This window comes from Microcoleus sp. F10-B2, from assembly GCF_036704965.1.
In the GTDB taxonomy this organism is placed as follows: Bacteria; Cyanobacteriota; Cyanobacteriia; order Cyanobacteriales; family Microcoleaceae; genus Microcoleus.
Genome location: NZ_JAUBTB010000027.1, coordinates 1 through 20551, shown reverse-complemented (window position 1 = coordinate 20551; position 20551 = coordinate 1). Strand labels below are relative to the sequence as shown.

The window sequence follows — 20551 nt, the reverse complement described above, 5'->3', positions numbered from 1 at the left end:
GACAATAATAGGTTAACAGCGAGCTAAATAATGTCAACAGTCAATCGCACACCGCTAATCAGCGTAATTATACCAGTATATAATGGCGACCGCTATATCGTGCAAGCGGTAGAAAGCGCCCTAGGTCAAACTTTTACTAATTTAGAGATTATAGTTGTAGATGACGGTTCGACAGATAGCACCCATCAAGTATTGCAGCCTTATTCTGACAGAATTCGCTACATTTATCAGGAAAATCAAGGAGCAGCAATAGCTCGCAATCGTGCTTGCCAGCTAGCCAAAGGCGAGTTTTTAGCTTTTTTAGATGCTGATGACTATTTCCTCCCAGAAAAACTAGAGAAACAGGTAGCTTGCTTTGATGCTGACCCCACATTAGATATGGTGCAAACAGGTTGGTTCATGGTAAATGAAAAAGGGCAAAATATTTCTGCGGTAAAGCCTTGGCAGCAAGCGCCTCAATTAAATTTAGAAAGCTTTATTCTCTATAAATGTGTGCGCCCAAGTGCCATGCTACTGCGGCGTAAGTGGTGGGAATACTTGGGCGGTTTCGATTCTGGGCTTCCGCCTACGGAAGATTTAGACTTTGCCTTGCGTTTAACTTTAAAGGGGTGCAAATCAGTTTGGTTAAAAGAGGTACTTACGTGTTATCGCCAGCACGACACCAATCTCATGTCAAGCGGTTTTCCGCTAATGAAGAATACAGAAATTCTGATGGAAAAATTCTTTGCCAGACCTGATGTGCCTCAGTCAATCCGCCAGTTAAAAAAACAGGAACGCTATCAATGCTTGGTGTGGATGGCATGGCGGATGTATCGCGGCGGTCATCTAGCAGAGATGGCAGAGTGTTTGGAAAAGTCATTGCAATATACCCCTTTTTCGCCCACAGAAACAGTGTTGAATTGGCTGGAAACTTTTCAGAGCGTTTCTGAAGAATACGGTGACAATTTTGATGCTTATTCACTGAGTCAGTTAAGAGAATGGCAAGATATAATTTTGATGGTTATGACCCATCAGCCCGAATCGCAACAGAGTTCTATTTCTACACATCCAAAAGCACGCGCGGCGAAGCTATCCCCTAGGGAATCGCACATTTTACTCTACAACGCCGACGATCCGGGCGTGGGAGGATTAGCGCAGTACAACCATGCCATTCTCTGTCAGTTAGCCTTGTTGGGCTATCGAGTCACTTGCGTGCAAACCAAACATTCTAGCCCGTTAGTTGAGCGAGAACGAGAGTTAGGTATAGAACACTTGTGGCTGGATTTTAGCAGCCATAGAGATTTAGCGCGGGTGTTAAGAAATACGGAGGATGCACAAGAGATTTTTTCTAAAAATAAACCCGATCTGATTATTTTTAGCGATGGCTGGCCCTATTCTAATTTTGCAGTTAAACAGGTAGTTATTCAGATGGGGATACCATACATGATGGTAATCGGGTTAGTCATGCCCGATCACGCAAGTTTTGCCTACGGGGATGTAGTGCCTTATCGAGAGGGAGTGCTGTATCACTGCCTGCAAGCTAGAGCGGTGATTGTTGGCGCTTATGAACATTTGAATTTATTGTGCGATGACTTTGATTTACCCAAAGATAAGGGGCAAGTCATTTATTTGGGGCGATCTCCTGAATATTTTGCACCTCCTAATCCTTCGGCTCGCAAACGCCTGCGGCAAGAGTTAGAAATTCCTGAAGATGCGATTGTCTGTTTCACATCTGCTCGATTAGCACCGGTTAAAGGGCATCGATATCAGATCGAAGCAATCAAGCAGTTGAAGCAGTCTCCTGTATGGTCTAAACTGTATTTTGTCTGGGCAGGAAATGGTGAGGGAAGCTATTGCGATCTAGAAAAAGAATTGAGGGAAGCTGTTAGGGAATTAGGGGCGAGCGATCGCGTGAAATTGATCGGACAGCGCTGGGATATCTTAGATTTACTGGATGCTAGCGACATCTTCGTTTTGACATCTCTCGGCGATGCTGCACCTTCTTTTGCAGTCATGGAAGCGATGGCTAAAGGATTGCCTGTAGTTGCTTCGGCAGCGGGCGGCATTCCAGAAGGGCTCGGCGATACTGGGAAGTTGTTGCCCGATCCGAATACCGATCCAGAGGGAACAGCCAGGGAATTGGCGGAAACTGTAGAAGCTTGGGCGCTGAATCCAGAATTGCGCAGCCAAATCGGCAAAGCTTGCAAGCAGCGGGCCGAGAAATTGTTCAAAGAGGAGCGGATGCTCGCAGAGTCTGTTGAGGCGATCGAAAAAGCTTTACTTTCCGATGGCGAAAAAGATCGATTTGTTACTCAACAACAGGTGCAGGGGTGGATGGCGAAGGTAGAAAGCCGGGTGCGCTACAACTTTTTAGTGTGGAAGGCGTGGCACGCTTACTGCCAAGAAGATCTCATCGGGATGCAGCAGTCGCTTCAAGAATCTTTAAAGTGTACGCCTTTTTTGAGTACAGAAACGCTGCTGAACTGGGTAGAATGTTTTGGAAATTTTTCGTCATTAAAAGGGCATCCGTTGGATACATATTTTCTGACTAACTCAGCAGAATGGCAACAATTAGTCGAGGGTATACAAGGTTTTGAATCTGTATTTTCTCTACCATAAAAACACCAAAGTGACATTTTAAATTGAGGTTGCTGCCAGCAGTAAAGCCGCAAATATCAGTAAAATTATATTTTACCAGCCCAACAGCGAGCGAAAATCTGTGTATCCGCGTCTCAATCCGTGTTATGTTCCAGAACCCTTTGTTATCATCCAGCAAACTCATGTCAATGCCAACTTCGACACCGCTAGTCAGCGTAATTATACCTGCATATAATGGCGATCGCTACATCGCACAAGCTGTAAAAAGCGTCTTGAGTCAAACCTATACAAACTGGGAGATTATCGTTGTAGACGACGGCTCAACGGACGACACTCGCCAAGCGTTGCAGCCTTATATTGATAGAATTCGCTACTTTTATCAAGAAAATCAAGGAGTAGCAGCCGCTCGCAACCGAGGAATTCATGAATCCCAAGGTGAATTAATTGCTTTTTTAGATCAAGATGACTTTTTTTTGCCAGATAAGTTGGCAGCACAGGTAGCACTGTGGAGTTCATCACCTTCCTTGGGAATTGTCAATAGCGGCTGGCGTTTAGTTAACGAGCAAGGAGAGACAATTTCTGATATCAAATGTTGGGAATATTTACCAAAATTAGACTTAGAAGCATGGATAGTACAGATGCCCGTACTTCCCAGCGCAATGATGTTTTCGCGAAAGTGGTTACAAATTGTAGGCGGATTTAATTCGGAGTTTGATTCCGTAGATGATGCCGATTTACTATTACGTTTAGCTCTATTAGGCTGCGAAGCTGCTTGGCTACCGCAGGTGACAGTCTGTTATCGCCAGCATGACAAAAATGTGTCAATTCAAAAATCTCTCAAACAAGCAAATCTGTTTATTAAATTAAAACAAAATTTATTCAGCCAACCCGATTTACCACAGCACATCCGCGAGTTAGAAAATCCTGCTTTCTACGAAGCACTGACATGGATGGCATGGCACTTGTACTATACTGGTCATCCGGTTGCAGCGGTTGAGTATTACCAAAAATCTTTTCCTTATACTCCTTACTCTGCTAGAAAAACCGTAATAGATTGGATAAAGCGTCTGGGTGCTATTGCTAAAGCTTACGGATTTCCCCTAACTATGCAATCTTTAAGAAACTTACCAGAATGGAAAAAATTAATGTCTAGCATACTCCCCAAAAAAGCAGTACGAGTCAGCGTAATTATCCCGACATACAACTGCGATTGCTATATACTTAGAGCCGTAGAAAGTGCGAGCGACCAAACTTACCAAGACTGGGAAATTATTGTCGTAGATGACGGCTCTACCGACAACACCCGCCAAATTTTAGAGCCTTACTTCGATGTAATTCAGTACGTTTATCAAGAAAATCAAGGAGCAGCAATAGCTCGGAATCGCGGCTGCGAACTAGCCAAAGGCGAATTTTTAGCTTTTCTCGACAGTGACGACTTCTTCCTCCCAGAAAAACTAGAAAAACAAATTGCTTGCTTTGACGCTGACCCCAGATTAGATTTGGTGCAGACAGGTTGGCTGATAGTTGACAAAAAGGACGCAGGCATCTATGGAGTAAAGCCTTGGCAAGAAGCACCCAAATTAGATTTAGAAAGCTTAGTTTTGTACAAATCAGTGCGGCTGAGTGCGATGATGCTGCGGCGCGAGTGGTGGGAACGCTTGGGGGGTTTCGATCCTCGCTTTCCGCCAACAGAAGATTTAGATTTTGTCTTGCGTTTAGCTTTAAAAGGTTGCAAGTCAGTTTGGTTAAAAGAAATATTAACCTGCTACCGCCAGCACGACAGCAATCTCATGTCCGGCGGCTCCCAAGTAATGAAAAATATGGAAATTATGATGGATAAATTTTTTGCGCGGCCAGACTTACCTCAGCACATCCGCGAGTTGAAAGGCGCGGAACGTTACAGGTGTTTAGTATCGATAGCGTGGCGGATGTACCGCGATGGATGTTTGGCAGAGATGGTCGAGTGTTTGGAGAAATCTCTTCATTACACTCCTTTTACAGGTACAGAAACTGTTTTTCAATGGTTAGAAAGTTTTAAAAATTTTTCGCAAGAATACGGTATCGAATTTGATGCTTATGCCTTAACTACTTTAAAAGAATGGCAAGACATCGTAGTGCTTGCTGCCAACAATACTCCTCAATACCAACCTGTTGATAGTTCGTCGATTGGCAAACCGCAAAAATCCCGCGTACTCCTGTACGCCGAAGACCACGGAGTTGGAGGTTTGGCTCAGTTCAACCACTCGCTGATGTGTAAATTAGCAGCCGACGGCTACCAAGTTATTAGCGTTCAAACTCAAAGTTCTAACCCTTTAATTACCGAACAAAAACAGCTAGGTATAGAACATATTTGGCTGGACTTTGACACGATCAAAGAGTTTTTGCGAGTTTCATACAATTTAGGAGATGCTGAAAAAGTTTATGCCCGGGCTCAACCGGATTTAATTATATTTAGCGATGGCTCACCGATGGCCAATTTTGCGGCCAAACAAGTTGCTATTAAGCAGGACATACCGTACATAGTTACTCTCGGTTATATCGGTCGCAATTATGAAACTTTCGATCGGGGCGATCGAGTTCCCTATTTTAATGCTGTCTCCTATCAGTACGATTTAGCCAAAGCAGTAGTAGCAGTTTCACAGGAAAATTTCAACTTGTTCAAACGAATTTTTAAAGTGCCTCTAAAACGGGGCAAAGTTATTTATTATGGCAGGCCGAACAGTTATTTTGAACCCCCAAATCTTTCAACCCGCCAACGCCTGCGCCAAGAACAAGGAATCCCCGAAGATGCTGTCGTTTGTTTCACGGCGGCGAGATTGACTCCAATTAAAGGATATCAGTATCAATTGCAGGCGATCGCCCAACTGAAAAATCGTCCAGTTTGGCCGCAGCTATACTTTGTGTGGGCCGGCCCCGGTTCTACCACTCACGACGATATGGAGCCTGAATTGAGAGCAACTGCGAGCCAATTAGGAGTCACCGAACAGGTTAAATTCTTAGGACAGCGCTGGGATATTGCCGATTGGCTAGACGCCAGCGACATCTTTATTTTATCTTCCGAAGCAGAGGGAATGCCGCTAGCAATTATGGAAGCAATGGCGAAAGGATTGCCCGTAATTGCAACCGCAGTCAGCGGGATTCCTGAAGAATTGGGAGATACAGGAAAGTTGCTCCCCGATCCTACAATCGACCCAGAAGGAACAGTAAAAGAGTTAGTAGAAACGGTGGAAATATGGGCAGAAAATACCGAATTGCGCCGACTTGCAGGACAAGCGTGCAAAGCGCGAGCCCAAGAACTATTCCAAGAAGAACGGATGCTTCGGGAATACGGACAAATAATTGAACAAGCACTTGCAAGAGACAATAAGAGCGACAGTTTATCTATTAGTCCGAAAGTCCAAAGGCACATACAGCAAGTGGATAGGCTGCTCAAATACTATTATTTAGTGTGGAAAGCTTGGGATGCTTACGCTAGGGGAGATATGTCGGAGATGGTTAAGAATTTGCAATCATCTTGGGCTTGCACGCCACTTTTTACAACAGAAACTATCTTGAGTTGGGTGAATGTTTTTGTGTTGTTGTCTTCCCAAAATGGGATTAAAATTGATAGTGCCGCGCTAATTAGCTCAGGAGAATGGCAACAGTTGATGGAATCAATACAGAGTTTTGAAATCGTTTCATCTGTTGGTTAAAACTTTTTCATAAAAGCAAATCCGCGAGTGAAATCGCTGCTACACATACAAAGTCAACCTTCGCAGCATGGAGAAAAGAAAAGATATGCAATTCACCTTCAAGTTCAAAGCTATTAATAAACTGCTGCCAATTTGCTTAGCTGCGGTAACTGTCCTGCTAATAACATATTTTGGGCAACAACCAACTGTTGCCCAACTGCGATCGAACGTCGCAGTTGATTTTGGACAGCCAGCCACCGGTACAATTTCCATGAGCGGCATTCTGCACGGAATCGACACCGCAAAACCGCCGGATAGTTCTATCAAACCCTTGCAGCCGAAACTTTGGCGGGTGGGGAGACTCGATCTTTACGATCGAGTAATCGCCAGCGGAGCCGAGTTTCAGTTAGTAGTTAGCGACTTGTGGGGCTACGGTACCAATCCCAATGGCTGGCCCTATCAAAACTACCCCGCATGGGAAGCCTTCATCCGACAGTTAGCCCAGCAAAATAAAGGCAAGAAAATTATTTGGGATGTATGGAATGAACCAGATTGGAAAGATCCATTTTGGAAGGGAAGCAGAGAACAATTCTTTGAAACTTACAAAAGAGCTTACAAAATATTGCGGGAAGAATTGGGGCCGTCAGCAATGATTGGCGGGCCAAGCCTCGGCCGCTACAGCAAAGAATATCTCGCAGCTTTTTTGGATTACTGCAAGGCTAACAAACTTGAAGTAAACTTCCTCTCATGGCACGAACTTAACGACGCGATGATTTTATTTGTTGACGATCATGTCATTGATGCTAAACGCAATTTTCAGCAAAGTCCCTCTTACAAGGAACTGAAATTGCAAAAAATTTACGTCAACGAAATTGTCGGGAACTTAGCGCAGTACCAGCCGGGGGAAATCTTAGGTTATTTGTATAACTTAGAGTATGCAAAAGCTGACGGTGCTTGCAGAGCTTGTTGGGAGACTAAAGGGCCAAATAAAGTTAGCAATTGCTTCAACAATACGCTGAGTGGGATGGTCACGCCTAATACTTTTGAGCCAAGAGCAGCTTGGTGGACTTACAAAGCTTATGCTGACGGAGTTAATTCGCGGGTGCGGAGTTGGTCAAATAACAATCGCCTTGTCGCTTTAGCCAGCAAGTCAAATCCTGAAGGTAAAGCACAGATACTTTTAGGTTATTTCGATCCCAATTTTTCCTCAGCAACAACGGTAACATTAAGCCTGGGTAATTTGGAGCAGCTAGGTATTCAAAGAGGCCAGAAAATCACTCTAAAATTAGAAAAAATTCCCAACAATCAAGAAGGGGCAGTGCAAAAGCTTGTCACGGTGAAAGAAGAAAACCTTTCTGTGGGTAGCGGCAGCTTGGCTTATGTTATCCCTAATTTCAACGTCCATGAAGGCTACTTATTGACGGTTAGCAAGTGATATAGTTTCTGGTGGCACCGGAATTATATAGAGGACACGGCAGTGCCGTGTCCCTACCGCGATTAATTGTAGGGACACGGCACTGCCGTGTCCTTACAAATATATAGCCGTGTTCTTACAAATATATAAAATTTAGCTGGGATTTTTCAAAGATTTTTGCACCGATTCCAACCATTCTCTGACGGTTTGATTTTCTGATTTTGGGTCGTAGTAACACCCTAATTCATCGAGGATGAATGCTTCTAAATCGGCTGGGGCGATCTGCATTTCGAGCAGTTTGCTGAGTTCTTGCGATGCAGCTTCAACACTTGCGGGGGGTTCGCTGCTGCGGTATTTGTTCACTACATCGCTGGGAGTGTCAGCTTCTAACGGCCAGTCTTGGTGAAAGTAGGAACTGAAAAATTGAGTTAAATGAGGAAATTGATGAATCATTGGGGATAGGCTGTGAGAATAAAGTATCCGGGAGGTAATTTGGCGCTGCGCTGGAGGACGATTCTCAGGCGAGATGCTGAAGTTGCTTTGGATGCGCGGCGACGCAGAGTAATGCCAATTATTCTGTTGGCGTTGTAGTCGATCGTATAACGATTACCTCGACTTTTCACCCAAGAGTCGATCGCACTTTGATTTCTGTTCATTGCTTCTCCAATAGCCGCTTCAGCGACGGAACGGTCAGTAAAAGAAGATGCAGCAGAAATTCTCGTTTCGCTTGCGAGTCGCTGTGCTAGTTGTGCTTCTGTTTTGCCAACGTGTCTTTCTAAAGTGTGTCCTCCTGCTGCTTCGTGAAAGTCTAATCCGCCGCCCGGTATGTTGGGAACAAAAGCTACGGTGGTTTGTGGTATAGTTGAGCCTTCCGGTGCAATAACCGTGGCGTAAACACCAGGTATTGCCGATTGGAATAATATAATTATTGAGGCGATCGCACACAGGACACCTAAAAAATTTTTTAGGCGATAGAGTTGATTTTTCATTGCTGTTGAATCTCTTTCTTAAATTTAGTATAAATGATTGCTGTTTTTTTGTCTATTTTATAATCTACCATTCGTCAGTTATAAATTAGGCGTAACATTCAGATATACAGTGGGCAGTGCACGCCCTACTTTTAGTTATAAATTGCACGCAGTATTTAAATACATGGTGTTCCATCCGCACCCTAGGATGATTCATAAATACACGGTGCGCACCGAACCACCTACGATTATTTATAGTTCGTGATTTTTGTGGTTTACAAAGCTTCACCGATCGTGATAAAATATTAATAATTTTTTTGAAAAATCACTAATGATTGATGATAAATTAATTGATCATCTTTAAAACTGTGAAAAAATGCAAGTAGTTATCCTAGCCGGCGGTCTCGGTACTCGTCTCAGAGAAGAAACAGAATTTCGTCCCAAACCCTTAGTTGATGTCGGGGGGCATCCGATTATTTGGCACATCATGAAGATCTATGCACACTACGGTTTCCAAAACTTTATTGTGTGCTTGGGCTATCGCGGCAACATGATTAAAGAATATTTCCTCAATTATGAAGCCATGAACAATGACTTTACGATCTGTCTGGGACGCGAAAATACCATCACTTATCACGAGGAACATCTCGAACAAGATTTTAAGGTGACACTGGCTGAAACTGGGGCAGAAAGCTTGACGGGAGGGCGGGTCAAACGGATTGAAAAATATATCGATCGCGAGAATTTCATGGTGACATACGGCGATGGAGTTGCTGATGTCGATATTGAGGCACTTGTGGATTTTCACAAGTCTCACGGTAAGCTGGCAACTGTCACTACATTTCGCCCGATTTCTCGCTTTGGAATTTTGGATGTAGACAGCGATAGCCGCGTAGTAGAATTTTCTGAGAAACCTCAAATCGATGGCTGGATCAGTGTTGGATATATGATATTTAACCGCCGGGTATTTGAGTATTTGGGGGGAGATGATTGTATTTTAGAACAGGAGCCGATGCAGCGTTTGGCCGCAGAGGGACAGTTGATGGCTTACCGTCATGATGGCTTCTTCTTTGCGATGGATACTTATCGAGAATACAAGTATTTAAACGAACTTTGGGATGAAGGCAAGGCTCCTTGGAAAGTGTGGTAAAAAGTTAATTGTTGCATTCTCAACAAGCATTTTATGAACGGGCAAGATGCCCGTTCCACAATAGATAGAATTTATTTGTTGTGGAACAGGTCGGAAAGCCTGTTCCACAATAGATAGAATTTATTTGTTGTGGAACAGGCCGGAAAGCCTGTTCTTGATAAGGGTGCACAATGCGAGGAAATAAGTAGGGACACGGCACTGCCGTGTCCCTACCTCTGCTATAAAATAATTATAAAAAATGGATTTCCAAGATATGCTTAACAGCACAGAAAATTACCTACAAAAGTGCGTTGCACCCCAGGCGGATATTATCGACAGCGACTCGGAAGCGCTAAAAACAGCAGTTGCTGGATTGGAAGATCGATCGCTCTTAGCATTGCGAGTTCCCCAAAAATGGGGCGGGGCTGAAATTGCACCGGAGATTTTTTATCAATATCAGGAATTGACGGCTCGATATTCCGGCGCTTTGTCTTTTCTGCAAACTCAGCACCACAGCGCAACTGCCATGCTTGCCAACAGCGACAATGAAATGCTAAAAAGCAGATACTTGCGGGCGATCGCCCAAAAAGAGTTACGCTTGGGTATTGGGTTTTCGCATTTAAGGCGATCGGGCAATCCTGCCGTCACCGCGACTCCCGAAAAAGATGGCTATTTACTGTCAGGAAAAGTTCCTTGGATAACAGGTTTTGGATTGTTTCAAAAGTTTATTGTAGCTGCGGTACTTCCTGACGAACGCGCTGTTTTCGGTTTGCTGCCTTTTGTTAATATTGAACGCGAATATGGTAAAATAGCGTTCAGCGAAATCATGCAGTTAATCGCCATGAACTCGACTAATACTGTAACAGCAACTCTCGATAATTGGTTGCTGCATGAATCGGAAATAATTTCAGTTAAACCTGTCGGCTGGATTTCGGAAAACGACAGCAAAAATATACTGAATTTTGTCCCGGGTACTTTTGGCTGTATTCGAGCGGGATTGGATGTAATTGCAGCAGCGGCGGCTGCTAAAAATTCACCTTTTATAGCGACAGCTTGCCAAAAACTAGAGCAAAAGCTCGATCGGCTAAAAGAGAATTTCCAACAATCTCAACATAGCTCAAAAGCAGAACAATTAGCGCTGCGAGCTCAAGCTATTGATTTAGCGGTGCGCTGCGGGCACGCTGCGGTTGCAGTTTCTGGCGGTGCTGCTAACGGTATTGTGCACCCTGCCGGGAGAGTTTATCGAGAAGCTTTGGTGTATACTGTTTCCGGGCAAACAAAGGATGTGATGGCAGCAACGCTCGATCGACTAATCGAATTTTAGATTTTAGATTTTAGATTTTAGATTTTGAGCGTAGAAAGTCAAAAAATTAACTGTGTTTAATAAATAAAATATCTATTTTACCTGATGACGAACAACTTCAACTTAAATAAATTAAAAACGATCGCCTACAGCCAAATTATAGACTTAACCCATGCAATTCACCCAAATATTCCTACCTGGGCAGGAGATCCTGCGGCAGAATTTGAAACTGTATCTCAAATAGAAAAACACGGCTATTTCCTGCGAAAATTCTCAATGGGAGAACACAGCGGCACTCACATCAACGCACCCAACAGCTTTTATGCAGGAGGCACCAGCATTGATAGTTATGCGCCGGAGTCGCTAGTTTTACCCGCAATTGCGATCGACATCCGCGAGCAAAGTCTTGCCAATCCCGACTACACTTTAACCATAGACGATGTATTAAATTGGGAACGGCAGCACAAACTTATAGAACCGGGAAATCTAGTTTTATTGTATACAGGCTGGCAAGAAAAATGGGATGATGAGCGAGCATTTTTTAACCGAGACGAGGGCGGCATTTGCCACTTTCCCGGATTTGGCAAAGCAGCAACTCAATTTTTGCTAGAAGAACGCTCGGTCGCCGGAGTTGGAACCGATACCCACGGAGTCGATACCGGGCGAGATGAAAGCTTTGCCGTTAACAAACTGGTATTGGAAAAGCAGCGAATAGTGCTGGAAAATCTTGCCAATCTCGACTTGTTACCTGCGACTGAAATCACTTTAGTTATAGGAATATTGCGCCTTTTGGGAGGTTCCGGTTCGCCCGTGTCGGTGTTAGCTTTTGTTGCTTAATGCGGTAAAACTTACATCTTGCACCATGCTCAAGAACAGGCAAGATGCCTGTTCCACAAAGAGTCAATTTTTTTGGTGGAACAGGCATCTTGCCTGTTCCTAAATAGGTAATTGAGAATAGTGCAATATCTCAGGTAAAATTAGATTGAGAGAAGTCGAGTAAAAACAATAAGATTAATGACAGAACTGCCCAAGGATCTCAACGAGGCGATCGCCCAATCCCGCATTGCCACCGCCGCTGCCCTCTCGGACGGCAAAAATCTATTGCAAGTCGAATTAGTATTTCCAGAAATCGCCCTGCAAGCACAGTCTATCACCTTACAATTCCTCCCAGAATTTGAGGAAATCTACCCCGGAGTAAAAGTCTTTTTTCCCGACACCGGTGCGGCAGCCCTCGCGCGCCGTGACTGGGGAGAAACACCCTTTAAAGTCACTGATTTGGGTAGCAGTCGCACCCCTGTTGAAGATAAAATAGCACCGGAAGATCAACTTTTTCTTTTGATCAATCCAGCAGCCGTAGAAGTAGCCCAAGTCGAAAAAATTTACATAGCTGCGGCCGGTCGCCCTGTAATTCTACTCAACCCGCGCCTGGAAGATGTTGCCACCATAGGTATAGGCTATGCGGGCCGCCAATTGCGCGATCGATTCCTCAGCAAAATCGAATCCTGCTACTATATCAGACCCCTAGACAGTGCGGCTTTATTCCGCTGCTACCCCCAATCGTGGCAAGTGTGGCTGGAAACAAACGACGAATACGAACTAATTTCTGAAACCGCCCAAAAACCTGTCGGAGAGGATTTAGAGCGGATTTTAGCTGCTTCTCTCCCAAGCGCCGATCCTGACTCCACCACACCTGCAAAACCGCTAAAAAAGAAAGGTTTTTTGGCAGAACTCCAGACATTCCTCAAAGCTTTGACTCAGTAACAGCAGTTGCAAAAGCACAATTGACAAGAAATTATAGGGGGGGTTAAGCCCAGGATCTATACTATAAGCCAGTTGACCTTTGCACAACCCGCCCCCTCCCACATTATGTTTATTTTTACCCGCTGACCGATCGGTAGCTACGGAAACAGATACTGGCGATCTTTACCAAATCCTGATACAAAGCAGTATAATGGGTGACACCCCTCCACCGTAAAAGAGGGGAGGCAAATAGCAGCAAAATCAGATGCTATAAGCTAAAGATTTGGCTTTTGAGTCAGGGAAGCGCATAAACACAATGGAGCACCGGCGCATTGTTATTGGGGACGTACACGGGCATTACGACGGCTTAATGACCCTGCTAGAGGCACTGGCCCCCAGCTTGGACGATCGCGTCTATTTTTTGGGAGACTTAATCGATCGCGGCCCCAAAAGCGCTCAGGTATTAGATTTTGTCCAGCAAAGCCCCTACCAAACTCTGCTGGGGAACCACGAACAACTGATGCTGGAGGCTTTGTCGGCGGTGCCGATGGATATGCGAGCGTGGCAATCTTGGCTGTACAGCGGCGGCGATGCGACAGTAGCGAGCTACAGAGATACAGGGATGATGCCGTACAAACACTTAGAGTGGCTGCGATCGCTCCCCACCCACCTGGACTTAGGGGACATCTGGCTGGTTCACGCCGGCGTCCACCCCCATATGCCAATTGACAAGCAGTCGATCGAACAATTCTGCTGGATTCGCAAAGAATTTCACACCATATCGAAACCCTATTTTCCCAATAAATTAATTATCACGGGTCACACCATCACTTTTACCTTTGAGGGCGTCAGACCAGGCGAATTAGTCAGGGGCGAAGGCTGGTTGGATATTGACACGGGTGCTTATCATCCCAAAAGCGGCTGGCTGACAGGATTTGACCTCAGCTACCGCAGAGTTTATCAAGTCAATGTATTTAACAATCAAGTCCGAATTTTGCCTTTTGACGAAGTTGTCAGACAATTGAAATCGCAGCAGATTGCACCCCCGGAACCGGAGATGAGCGAGGAAGTATTCTCAAAAGCTTGACAATCTTTTCCTTAAACCACTTCCCCCGAGGGGATTGAAACTCACAGTACACGAATTCATCAATGCAGACCTGGCAGTCCTACACAGTCAGGACAATCAGTGATAATTTTAATTCAGTCCTGGACGCATCGGGGCCGGTGAAACCGGGTTTTTTACCGAATCGGCGGTCTACAAGGCATCTTTTCGTAAAAAAAACCCGGTTTCTAAACAATCGTGCTTAAGTTCTATTTTGGCTAAATTACTACCAATTTTTGCCATTCAAACACACAGAATTTCCGTGACTTTATTTGGCATTTTATGGCAATTGAACAAGTTGCAATTAACAGGCATATCTCATCAAAAATAATATTAATTAAGTATTTTACTGTTATTGTATGAGGTTGGTAGCGGGCATTATTTGATTGCAAATTGACTATTTTTGGAAAAAATATGACACGTTAAATAAATGAGGAGAATTGTATTCATGGTGGCGGCAACGCACCTGCGGTTATTGGGCAACGATCGAAAAATAAAGTGACAATTGCTAAAAACAATTGCTAAAAAGAGCGCAATATGAGAAAATAGAAAAAAATATAGAAATTCGGGAGTTATGATTCTTGGTAACTATTAAATGTCGGGGCATTACATTCTCAAATATCCAAGCCGTGATTTTTGACAAAGACGGCACTCTAGAGGATTCTCAGGAGTTTTTGAGACTGTTGGGGATTAAGCGATCGCGCCTCGCAGACGCTCAAATTCCGGGCGTTGGAGAGCCTTTACAAATGGCTTTCGGTATCGAAAGCGGCAGCATCGACCCCGCAGGCTTGCTTGCAGTCGGCAGCCGCAGGGAAAATGAGATTGTTGCAGCGGGATACATCGCGGAAACCGGCAGGGGATGGCTGGAATCTTTAACTATTGCGCGCCGCGCTTTTGACGAAGCTGACGAAATGTTTAAAAATAGTGCTGTTTCTCCTTTATTTGTCGGCAGTTTGGAAGTCCTGAAATATTTTTCGGAAGCGGGTTTGAAGCTGGGAATTCTTTCGGCTGCTACGACTGAAGCTGTGCAAAAATTTGTGAAACACCACGCATTAGCCGACTACATTCAGTTAGAAATGGGAGTTGATTCAACCCTTCATAAACCAGACCCGAAATTGTTTTTGCAAGCTTGTGAGAAACTCGGAGTTGAACCGGCAGCAACTTTGATGGTGGGAGATTCAGCGGGCGATATTCAGATGGGTAAAAATGCGGGGGCGGCGGGCTGTATTGGGATTTGTTGGGGGAATGCGGAGGTTCGCCATTTGGAAAAAGCTGATGTGGCGATCGCATCTTTGGATGAAATTACAATTTTAGCAGATTGAGCAAACCTCACATCTTTATACCCATTATTAAAAGTTAAAGCCGACGGTAGGGAAACGGCAATGCCGTTTCCTCCAAATCAGGACACGGCAATGCCGTTTCCCTACAAACAACGCAAACCGAGAATTACGACATCTCTTTCAACCCCGTCAAGTTCGGCAACTTGCGGCAGATATCCCCACCGCTGAAAGCCAAATTTCTCAAACAATCTTAAACTCGGCTGATTGTGAGCAAAAATTATTCCCATGAGAGTTTTAAGCTTCAATTCTGGACTCCGCACAATTGCCGATTGCAATAATTTTTGTCCGATTCCGCAGCGCTGGCGATCGGGTGCGACGTAGATGCTAACTTCTGCTGTATGCTGATAGGCTGCACGTCCGTAGAAAAGCTGAAAACTCAGCCAGCCAACTATATTTTGTTCTGATTCGATTACCCAAATCGGCAAGGAATTGGGGGAGTGTTCTCTGTACCACCGGAGGCGGCTTTCGACTGATACTGGTTTTAAATCTGCTGTGGCAATTCTGCCCGGTATTGCTGCGTTGTATATTTGAACAATTGCTGGCAAATCGCTTTCTACTGCGTCGCGGATTTTCATCGTTTGGTTAACTGTTGACTGTTGACTGTTGACTGATAACTAATGACTGATAACTAATGACTAATGACTGATAACTAATGACTCTTCTTGTACAGTTCCATAATATCGCTGAGAGCCATCCGCGAATTTGCTCCCAAAGTCAGCGGTGAGGTGTGTCCTCGCTGCAAGTGTTCTGCAGCCGCACACCCGATCATTGCGGCGTTGTCTGTACAATATTTTAATGGCGGAAACAATACCCGCAAGTTGTGTTTTGCTGCTGCTGCTTGTAAGTGTTTTCGGAGTCCGCTGTTTGCTGCAACTCCGCCGCCGACTACAATAGTGGTAAGCCCGAAATTTAGAGCACAGTCGATCGCTCTTTTTGTTAAACTCTTAGCTACAGTTTCCTGAAAGCTGGCCGCAATATCATTAACTGTAGAGGCAGGCAACAAGCCTTCAGCACCGACATTGTTATTTTGTTTCTTGAGTTTCTGCACTAATTGCAAAACTGCCGTTTTCAACCCGCTAAAACTACTGTCGTAAGGATGGTAGCCACCACCAGGCAAGGAAATTCTGCCTTCTGGTAGAGGGTATGCTTGGGGATTGCCAAGGGCGGCCAATTTGTCCATCAGGGGCCCGCCGGGATATCCTAGCTGCAACAGTCTCGCGACTTTATCAAAAGCTTCGCCGGCGGCGTCGTCGCGTGTTTGTCCTAAAGTTTCATAAACACCGCAATCTTTGACGTAAATCAAGCTGGTGTGTCCCCCGGAAACTAACAAACACAAAAACGGTGGCTGCAAGTCTGGTTCGATAAGGTAAGAAGCGTAGATGTGCCCTTCGAGGTGGTGGACGCCTAAAAAAGGTTTTTGATGGACTATTGCCAAACTTTTCGCCGCTGTCAGCCCGACTAACAATGCACCTACTAAACCGGGGGCACAAGTCGCAGCAATGCCGTCAATTTCTGACCAACTCAGGTTTGCTTCACCGAGACACTGGGCAATTACCTGATTGAGCATTTCTAGGTGACTCCGCGAAGCCACTTCCGGCACTACTCCGCCATACTGCTCGTGGATTTTAATTTGCGATGCTACAACATTGCTGCAAACTTGACGATTCTTAACAATTGCTGCTGCTGTTTCGTCACAACTTGTTTCGATTGCGAAAATGGTTGCCATTAACTGGTAATTTTATTTGATAGGTTAGCTATTGCTAGCTTAACTAATTCGGCGCGAGTCCCCCTCTCTACCTGTACTCAGGTTATTGTTAAGGGATTTTTGCCCGATCGACAGGTAAGGCCATCATCTGATGCAATGAAGGAATATCCTCGCGGTATTGCTGGCTCAGCACTGACCGATGAAAACGCGAATCCCTCATTTTATTGGGCTTTGTCGCATCAATGATGGATACTTGAGACTGTCAACAAACACGGTAATCTGGATTCCAGATCGGCAAGTTGAAATGCTTGTACAAAAACTTATTGTTTTGTAACAAAAGGAAACAATTCCATGCGACGATTGTTTGCTGCAATTTTAGTGTTGAGTGTCTGGATCAGTTTTGCTCCAGTTGCTTCGGCTTACAATTTAGTGCCGTGCAAGGACTCTCCCGAATTCAAGGAACTGGCTAAAAATGCCCGTTCTACGAATGGCGACCCCGCATCTGCCAAAGCAAGATTCGAGCGCTATTCTCAAGCTATGTGCGGCCCGGAAGGATACCCGCACTTAATCGTAGACGGCAACTTGAGCAAAGCAGGGGACTTTTTGATTCCTAGCATACTGTTCTTGTATATCGCAGGTTGGATTGGTTGGGTGGGCCGCGCTTATCTGCAAGCAGCCAAAAAATCTGACTCTCCTGAGGAAAAAGAGATTATTATCGATGTTCCAAAGGCAGTCGCATTGATGTTGAGCGGCGTTTTATGGCCTCTGGCAGCTCTCACATCAATCACCAGCGGTGAAATGTTTGCGAAGGACGACGAAATTACTGTTTCGCCGCGCTAGCAATTTGGGATTTGAGATTTTAGATTTTAGTTGGTTTACAAATTCCCAGCCTAAAACCCTTAATCTAAAATCGGTTCGCATAATTTAAGTTGTCTCGACTTTTGAGGAGCAGTATTCATGCAATACTTTCTGAAGTATCTTTCGACCGCACCAGTATTGGCAGCAGCTTGGATGGTGATAACGGCAGGAATTTTAATTGAATTCAACCGTTTTTTCCCAGACTTGCTTTTCCATCCGATGCCATAAAAAATCAGTGGATTTAGGTTCCCAAACCTAGGAAAAAAGTTGAGAGTTTTGAAGTTGGAGCGGTGATTTATCAAGTTATTTCAAAGCTCAAATATCAAAACTCTCAAACCAGAGCAGTGAGTGCAAAACCAGCGCCTAAATAGGTGAAAGCCAAGGATATAAACTGTTTAGTTATCAATTAGTTCCCAATGACTAATGACTAATGGCTAATGACTAATGACTAATGACTAATATTGTGAATCGATGAAGTCTTATCTCGCCGCAGCAATTCAAATGACTAGCTTGCCTGACCTGCAAAAAAATTTGGTTCAGGCAGAGGAATTAATCGACCTGGCAGTGCGTCGGGGTGCAGAGTTAGTTTCGTTACCAGAAAATTTCTCGTTTATGGGAGAAGAGGAGGAAAAGATTGCTTCTGCAGAGGCGATCGGGCTCCTAAGCGAAAAATTCCTCAAAACAATGGCCCAGCGTTTCCAGGTAACGATTCTCGGCGGCGGGTTCCCGGTGCCGACGGAGGGGGGGAAGGTATACAATACCTCTTTGCTGGTAGACCAAAACGGGACGGAAGTGGCAAGGTACAGAAAAGTACATTTGTTCGACGTGAATGTGCCAGACGGTATTACTTACAGGGAATCGAACACTGTGAAAGCTGGTGAAGATTTGCCGCCGGTTTATGTGTCGCCAGATTTGGGGACGCTGGGACTTTCGGTGTGCTACGACGTGCGGTTCCCGGAAGTGTACAGGCATTTGTCGTACAAGGGGGCCGATATTTTGTTCGTCCCGGCGGCGTTTACTGCTTACACGGGCAAGGATCACTGGAAGGTTTTGTTGCAAGCTAGGGCGATCGAGAATACTTGTTATACGATCGCCCCCGCACAAACTGGCCGCCACTACGGTCGCCGTCAAACTCACGGTCACGCGATGATTGTAGATCCTTGGGGCGTGGTTTTGGCGGATGCTGGAGACGAACCGGGTGTGGCGATTGCAGAAATTAATCCCGATAGACTAGAACAAGTCCGCCGCCAGATGCCATCTCTGCAACACCGGGTTTTTCTGTGAAGGAATTTTGAGACCGATTGGTCTCAAAATTTCAGTTCCCGTCAATCGATTTTAGATTTTAGATTTTAGATTTTAGAGGTTGCAGGGCGATCGCGAACAATGCGAAAGCAATTTTAGAATTGAAGAATCGACCCCATACCTGCTCGTACAACATAATATAGCAACCGCTATATCGGTCTTGACACAAATAACGTCATGAATAGATCCCGCGATCCCTTGCTTCGTCAACGGTTTGAGTCGGATACTAGAGCCTTTCTCAGTAACATCAGGAGTTCTGGGATATAGGGCACAGCGGGCGTACCTCACAAAGCGATCGAACTGCTATATGTAACTGTCAACTGTCAACTGTCAACTGCTATATATTGTTTAATACAGGTTCAATGACCGTGCACTTCTGCTAAAAGGCGAATTAGCGAAAGTAGAATTGCACGAAATGCGTCTTTTTGGAGAAATGAAACACACTCTTTCGGTTTTAGTTGAAGATGAAGCGGGTGTCCTCACTCGAATTGCTGGTTTGTTTGCCCGTCGGGGTTTTAATATTGAAAGTCTGGCCGTTGGCCCGGCGGAACAAGGGGGAGTGTCTCGGATTACGATGGTTGTACCCGGAGATGACCAGATTATCGAGCAGTTGACAAAGCAACTGTACAAGTTGATTAACGTGCTTAAAGTTCAGGATATAACGGAAATTCCCTGTGTGGAACGGGAGTTGATGTTGCTGAAAGTTAATGCTGCTAGCGGGACGCGATCGGAGATAATTGAGTTAGCTCAGATTTTTAGAGCGCGAGTGGTAGATATTGGTGATGATACGCTGACATTGGAAGTTGTCGGAGATCCCGGTAAAATGGTGGCGATCGTCCAGGTTCTGAATAGATTTGGGATTAAGGAAATTGCTCGTACTGGGAAAATTGCCCTGACGCGGGAGTCGGGGGTAAATACTGAGTTTCTCAAGTCTTTGGAAGCGAAAGTTTAAGGAAGTTGACGGTTGACTGTTGACGGTTGACTGTTGGCAGTTGACTGTTGACTGTTGACTGTTGACGGTTAACCTTGAATTAAAGACACTTTTTATTATTATAAGGTCTAAAAGTTTATGGCAGTTCCTAATGAAGTTATAATTTTAGTCCCTGGTCTAAATACTCAAGAAAAAAATGAGTTTCTGGAAATTTTTTGTAGCTCTTTAAGCGAGCAACTAGAGAGTTTTACTGTTCAAGAAAACGGTGAAATAAAAATAGCAGGACATACAGGAAAAAGATTTTTTATTTATAACAAACAAGAGTTGTACAAAACAATTGACATTTATGAAGCTTATTACATGGATGTATTCGCTAGTAATAAACTGAGTCAAAAAGATGAAAAAACTAAATTTATTAGAGGTGGTGAAGTCTTGATACAGCACTTTGCTTAACGATTAGGTACAATAATAGAGGTGACAAGAAGGAGAAAAAATGAAACCTTACTCCCTA

18 protein-coding genes are annotated in these 20551 nt (G+C 44.6%); 14 read left to right on the top strand and 4 right to left on the bottom strand.

Annotated elements, in window-relative coordinates; genetic code table 11:
- Positions 1-30: 30 nt before the first annotated feature.
- From QUA99_RS12830 to QUA99_RS12820, 3 genes are all read left to right on the top strand, one after another.
- Positions 31-2598, top strand: coding sequence for a glycosyltransferase (locus QUA99_RS12830; RefSeq protein ID WP_333237085.1), 2568 nt, complete (start codon positions 31-33; stop codon positions 2596-2598).
- Positions 2599-2759: 161 nt separating this feature from the next.
- Entirely contained in the window at positions 2760-6269 is a 3510-nt protein-coding gene (locus tag QUA99_RS12825) for a glycosyltransferase (protein ID WP_333237086.1), read from the top strand.
- Between the two features lie 85 nt (positions 6270-6354).
- The gene (locus QUA99_RS12820; RefSeq protein WP_333237087.1) at positions 6355-7683 is read left to right on the top strand and encodes a GH39 family glycosyl hydrolase; all 1329 of its coding nucleotides are present in this window, start codon (positions 6355-6357) and stop codon (positions 7681-7683) included.
- A 132-nt stretch (positions 7684-7815) separates the two neighbouring features.
- On the opposite strand, the gene QUA99_RS12815 is transcribed toward QUA99_RS12820, so the two are convergent.
- Both QUA99_RS12815 and QUA99_RS12810 read right to left on the bottom strand, forming a co-directional pair.
- The gene (locus tag QUA99_RS12815) at positions 7816-8115 is read right to left on the bottom strand and encodes a contact-dependent growth inhibition system immunity protein (protein ID WP_333237088.1); all 300 of its coding nucleotides are present in this window, start codon (positions 8113-8115) and stop codon (positions 7816-7818) included.
- Positions 8112-8651 carry an RNase A-like domain-containing protein gene (locus tag QUA99_RS12810; protein WP_333237089.1) on the bottom strand — a complete coding sequence of 180 codons (540 nt, stop codon included), beginning with the start codon at positions 8649-8651 and terminating at the stop codon, positions 8112-8114. The genes QUA99_RS12815 and QUA99_RS12810 overlap by 4 nt, the downstream gene beginning before the upstream one ends.
- A gap of 355 nt (positions 8652-9006) precedes the next feature.
- On the opposite strand from QUA99_RS12810, the gene rfbF reads away from it, so the two are divergent.
- The 6 genes from rfbF (at position 9007) to QUA99_RS12780 (ending at position 15226) form a co-directional block, all read left to right on the top strand.
- Positions 9007-9780, top strand: coding sequence for a glucose-1-phosphate cytidylyltransferase (rfbF, locus tag QUA99_RS12805; RefSeq protein ID WP_333237090.1), 774 nt, complete (start codon positions 9007-9009; stop codon positions 9778-9780).
- Between the two features lie 253 nt (positions 9781-10033).
- Positions 10034-11083: an acyl-CoA dehydrogenase family protein gene (locus tag QUA99_RS12800; protein WP_333237091.1), complete on the top strand. Its 1050-nt coding sequence runs from the start codon at positions 10034-10036 to the stop codon at positions 11081-11083.
- An 84-nt stretch (positions 11084-11167) separates the two neighbouring features.
- Positions 11168-11899: a cyclase family protein gene (locus tag QUA99_RS12795; RefSeq protein ID WP_333237093.1), complete on the top strand. Its 732-nt coding sequence runs from the start codon at positions 11168-11170 to the stop codon at positions 11897-11899.
- Between the two features lie 177 nt (positions 11900-12076).
- Positions 12077-12823 carry a DUF1995 family protein gene (locus QUA99_RS12790; RefSeq protein ID WP_333237095.1) on the top strand — a complete coding sequence of 249 codons (747 nt, stop codon included), beginning with the start codon at positions 12077-12079 and terminating at the stop codon, positions 12821-12823.
- 295 nt (positions 12824-13118) lie between these two features.
- Positions 13119-13889, top strand: a complete 771-nt coding sequence (locus tag QUA99_RS12785) for a metallophosphoesterase family protein (RefSeq protein WP_333237097.1) — start codon at positions 13119-13121, stop codon at positions 13887-13889.
- A gap of 596 nt (positions 13890-14485) precedes the next feature.
- Positions 14486-15226 (top strand): HAD family hydrolase, encoded by a 741-nt coding sequence (locus QUA99_RS12780; protein WP_333237099.1) that lies wholly within the window; start codon positions 14486-14488, stop codon positions 15224-15226.
- A 101-nt stretch (positions 15227-15327) separates the two neighbouring features.
- Here QUA99_RS12780 and QUA99_RS12775 read toward each other — a convergent pair whose 3' ends face one another.
- Together QUA99_RS12775 and tsaD are read right to left on the bottom strand one after the other, a co-directional pair.
- Entirely contained in the window at positions 15328-15819 is a 492-nt protein-coding gene (locus QUA99_RS12775; protein ID WP_333237101.1) for an N-acetyltransferase family protein, read from the bottom strand.
- Positions 15820-15893: 74 nt separating this feature from the next.
- Positions 15894-16970 carry a tRNA (adenosine(37)-N6)-threonylcarbamoyltransferase complex transferase subunit TsaD gene (tsaD, locus tag QUA99_RS12770; RefSeq protein WP_333237102.1) on the bottom strand — a complete coding sequence of 359 codons (1077 nt, stop codon included), beginning with the start codon at positions 16968-16970 and terminating at the stop codon, positions 15894-15896.
- Between the two features lie 330 nt (positions 16971-17300).
- Here tsaD and QUA99_RS12765 point away from each other — a divergent pair, with 330 nt between their 5' ends.
- The 5 genes from QUA99_RS12765 (at position 17301) to QUA99_RS12745 (ending at position 20493) form a co-directional block, all read left to right on the top strand.
- On the top strand, positions 17301-17789 hold the full coding sequence (locus QUA99_RS12765) for a Photosystem I reaction center subunit III (RefSeq protein ID WP_333237104.1): 489 nt from the start codon (positions 17301-17303) through the stop codon (positions 17787-17789).
- A gap of 117 nt (positions 17790-17906) precedes the next feature.
- Positions 17907-18035, top strand: a complete 129-nt coding sequence (gene psaJ, locus QUA99_RS12760; RefSeq protein ID WP_015174876.1) for a photosystem I reaction center subunit IX — start codon at positions 17907-17909, stop codon at positions 18033-18035.
- Between the two features lie 243 nt (positions 18036-18278).
- Entirely contained in the window at positions 18279-19091 is an 813-nt protein-coding gene (locus QUA99_RS12755) for a carbon-nitrogen hydrolase family protein (RefSeq protein WP_333219919.1), read from the top strand.
- Positions 19092-19542: 451 nt separating this feature from the next.
- Complete coding sequence (gene ilvN, locus QUA99_RS12750; RefSeq protein WP_041622928.1) at positions 19543-20061, top strand: acetolactate synthase small subunit; 519 nt, start codon at positions 19543-19545, stop codon at positions 20059-20061.
- Between the two features lie 117 nt (positions 20062-20178).
- A complete protein-coding gene (locus QUA99_RS12745; protein ID WP_333237106.1) occupies positions 20179-20493 on the top strand; it encodes a hypothetical protein in 315 nt (104 codons plus the stop codon).
- Positions 20494-20551: the final 58 nt, after the last annotated feature.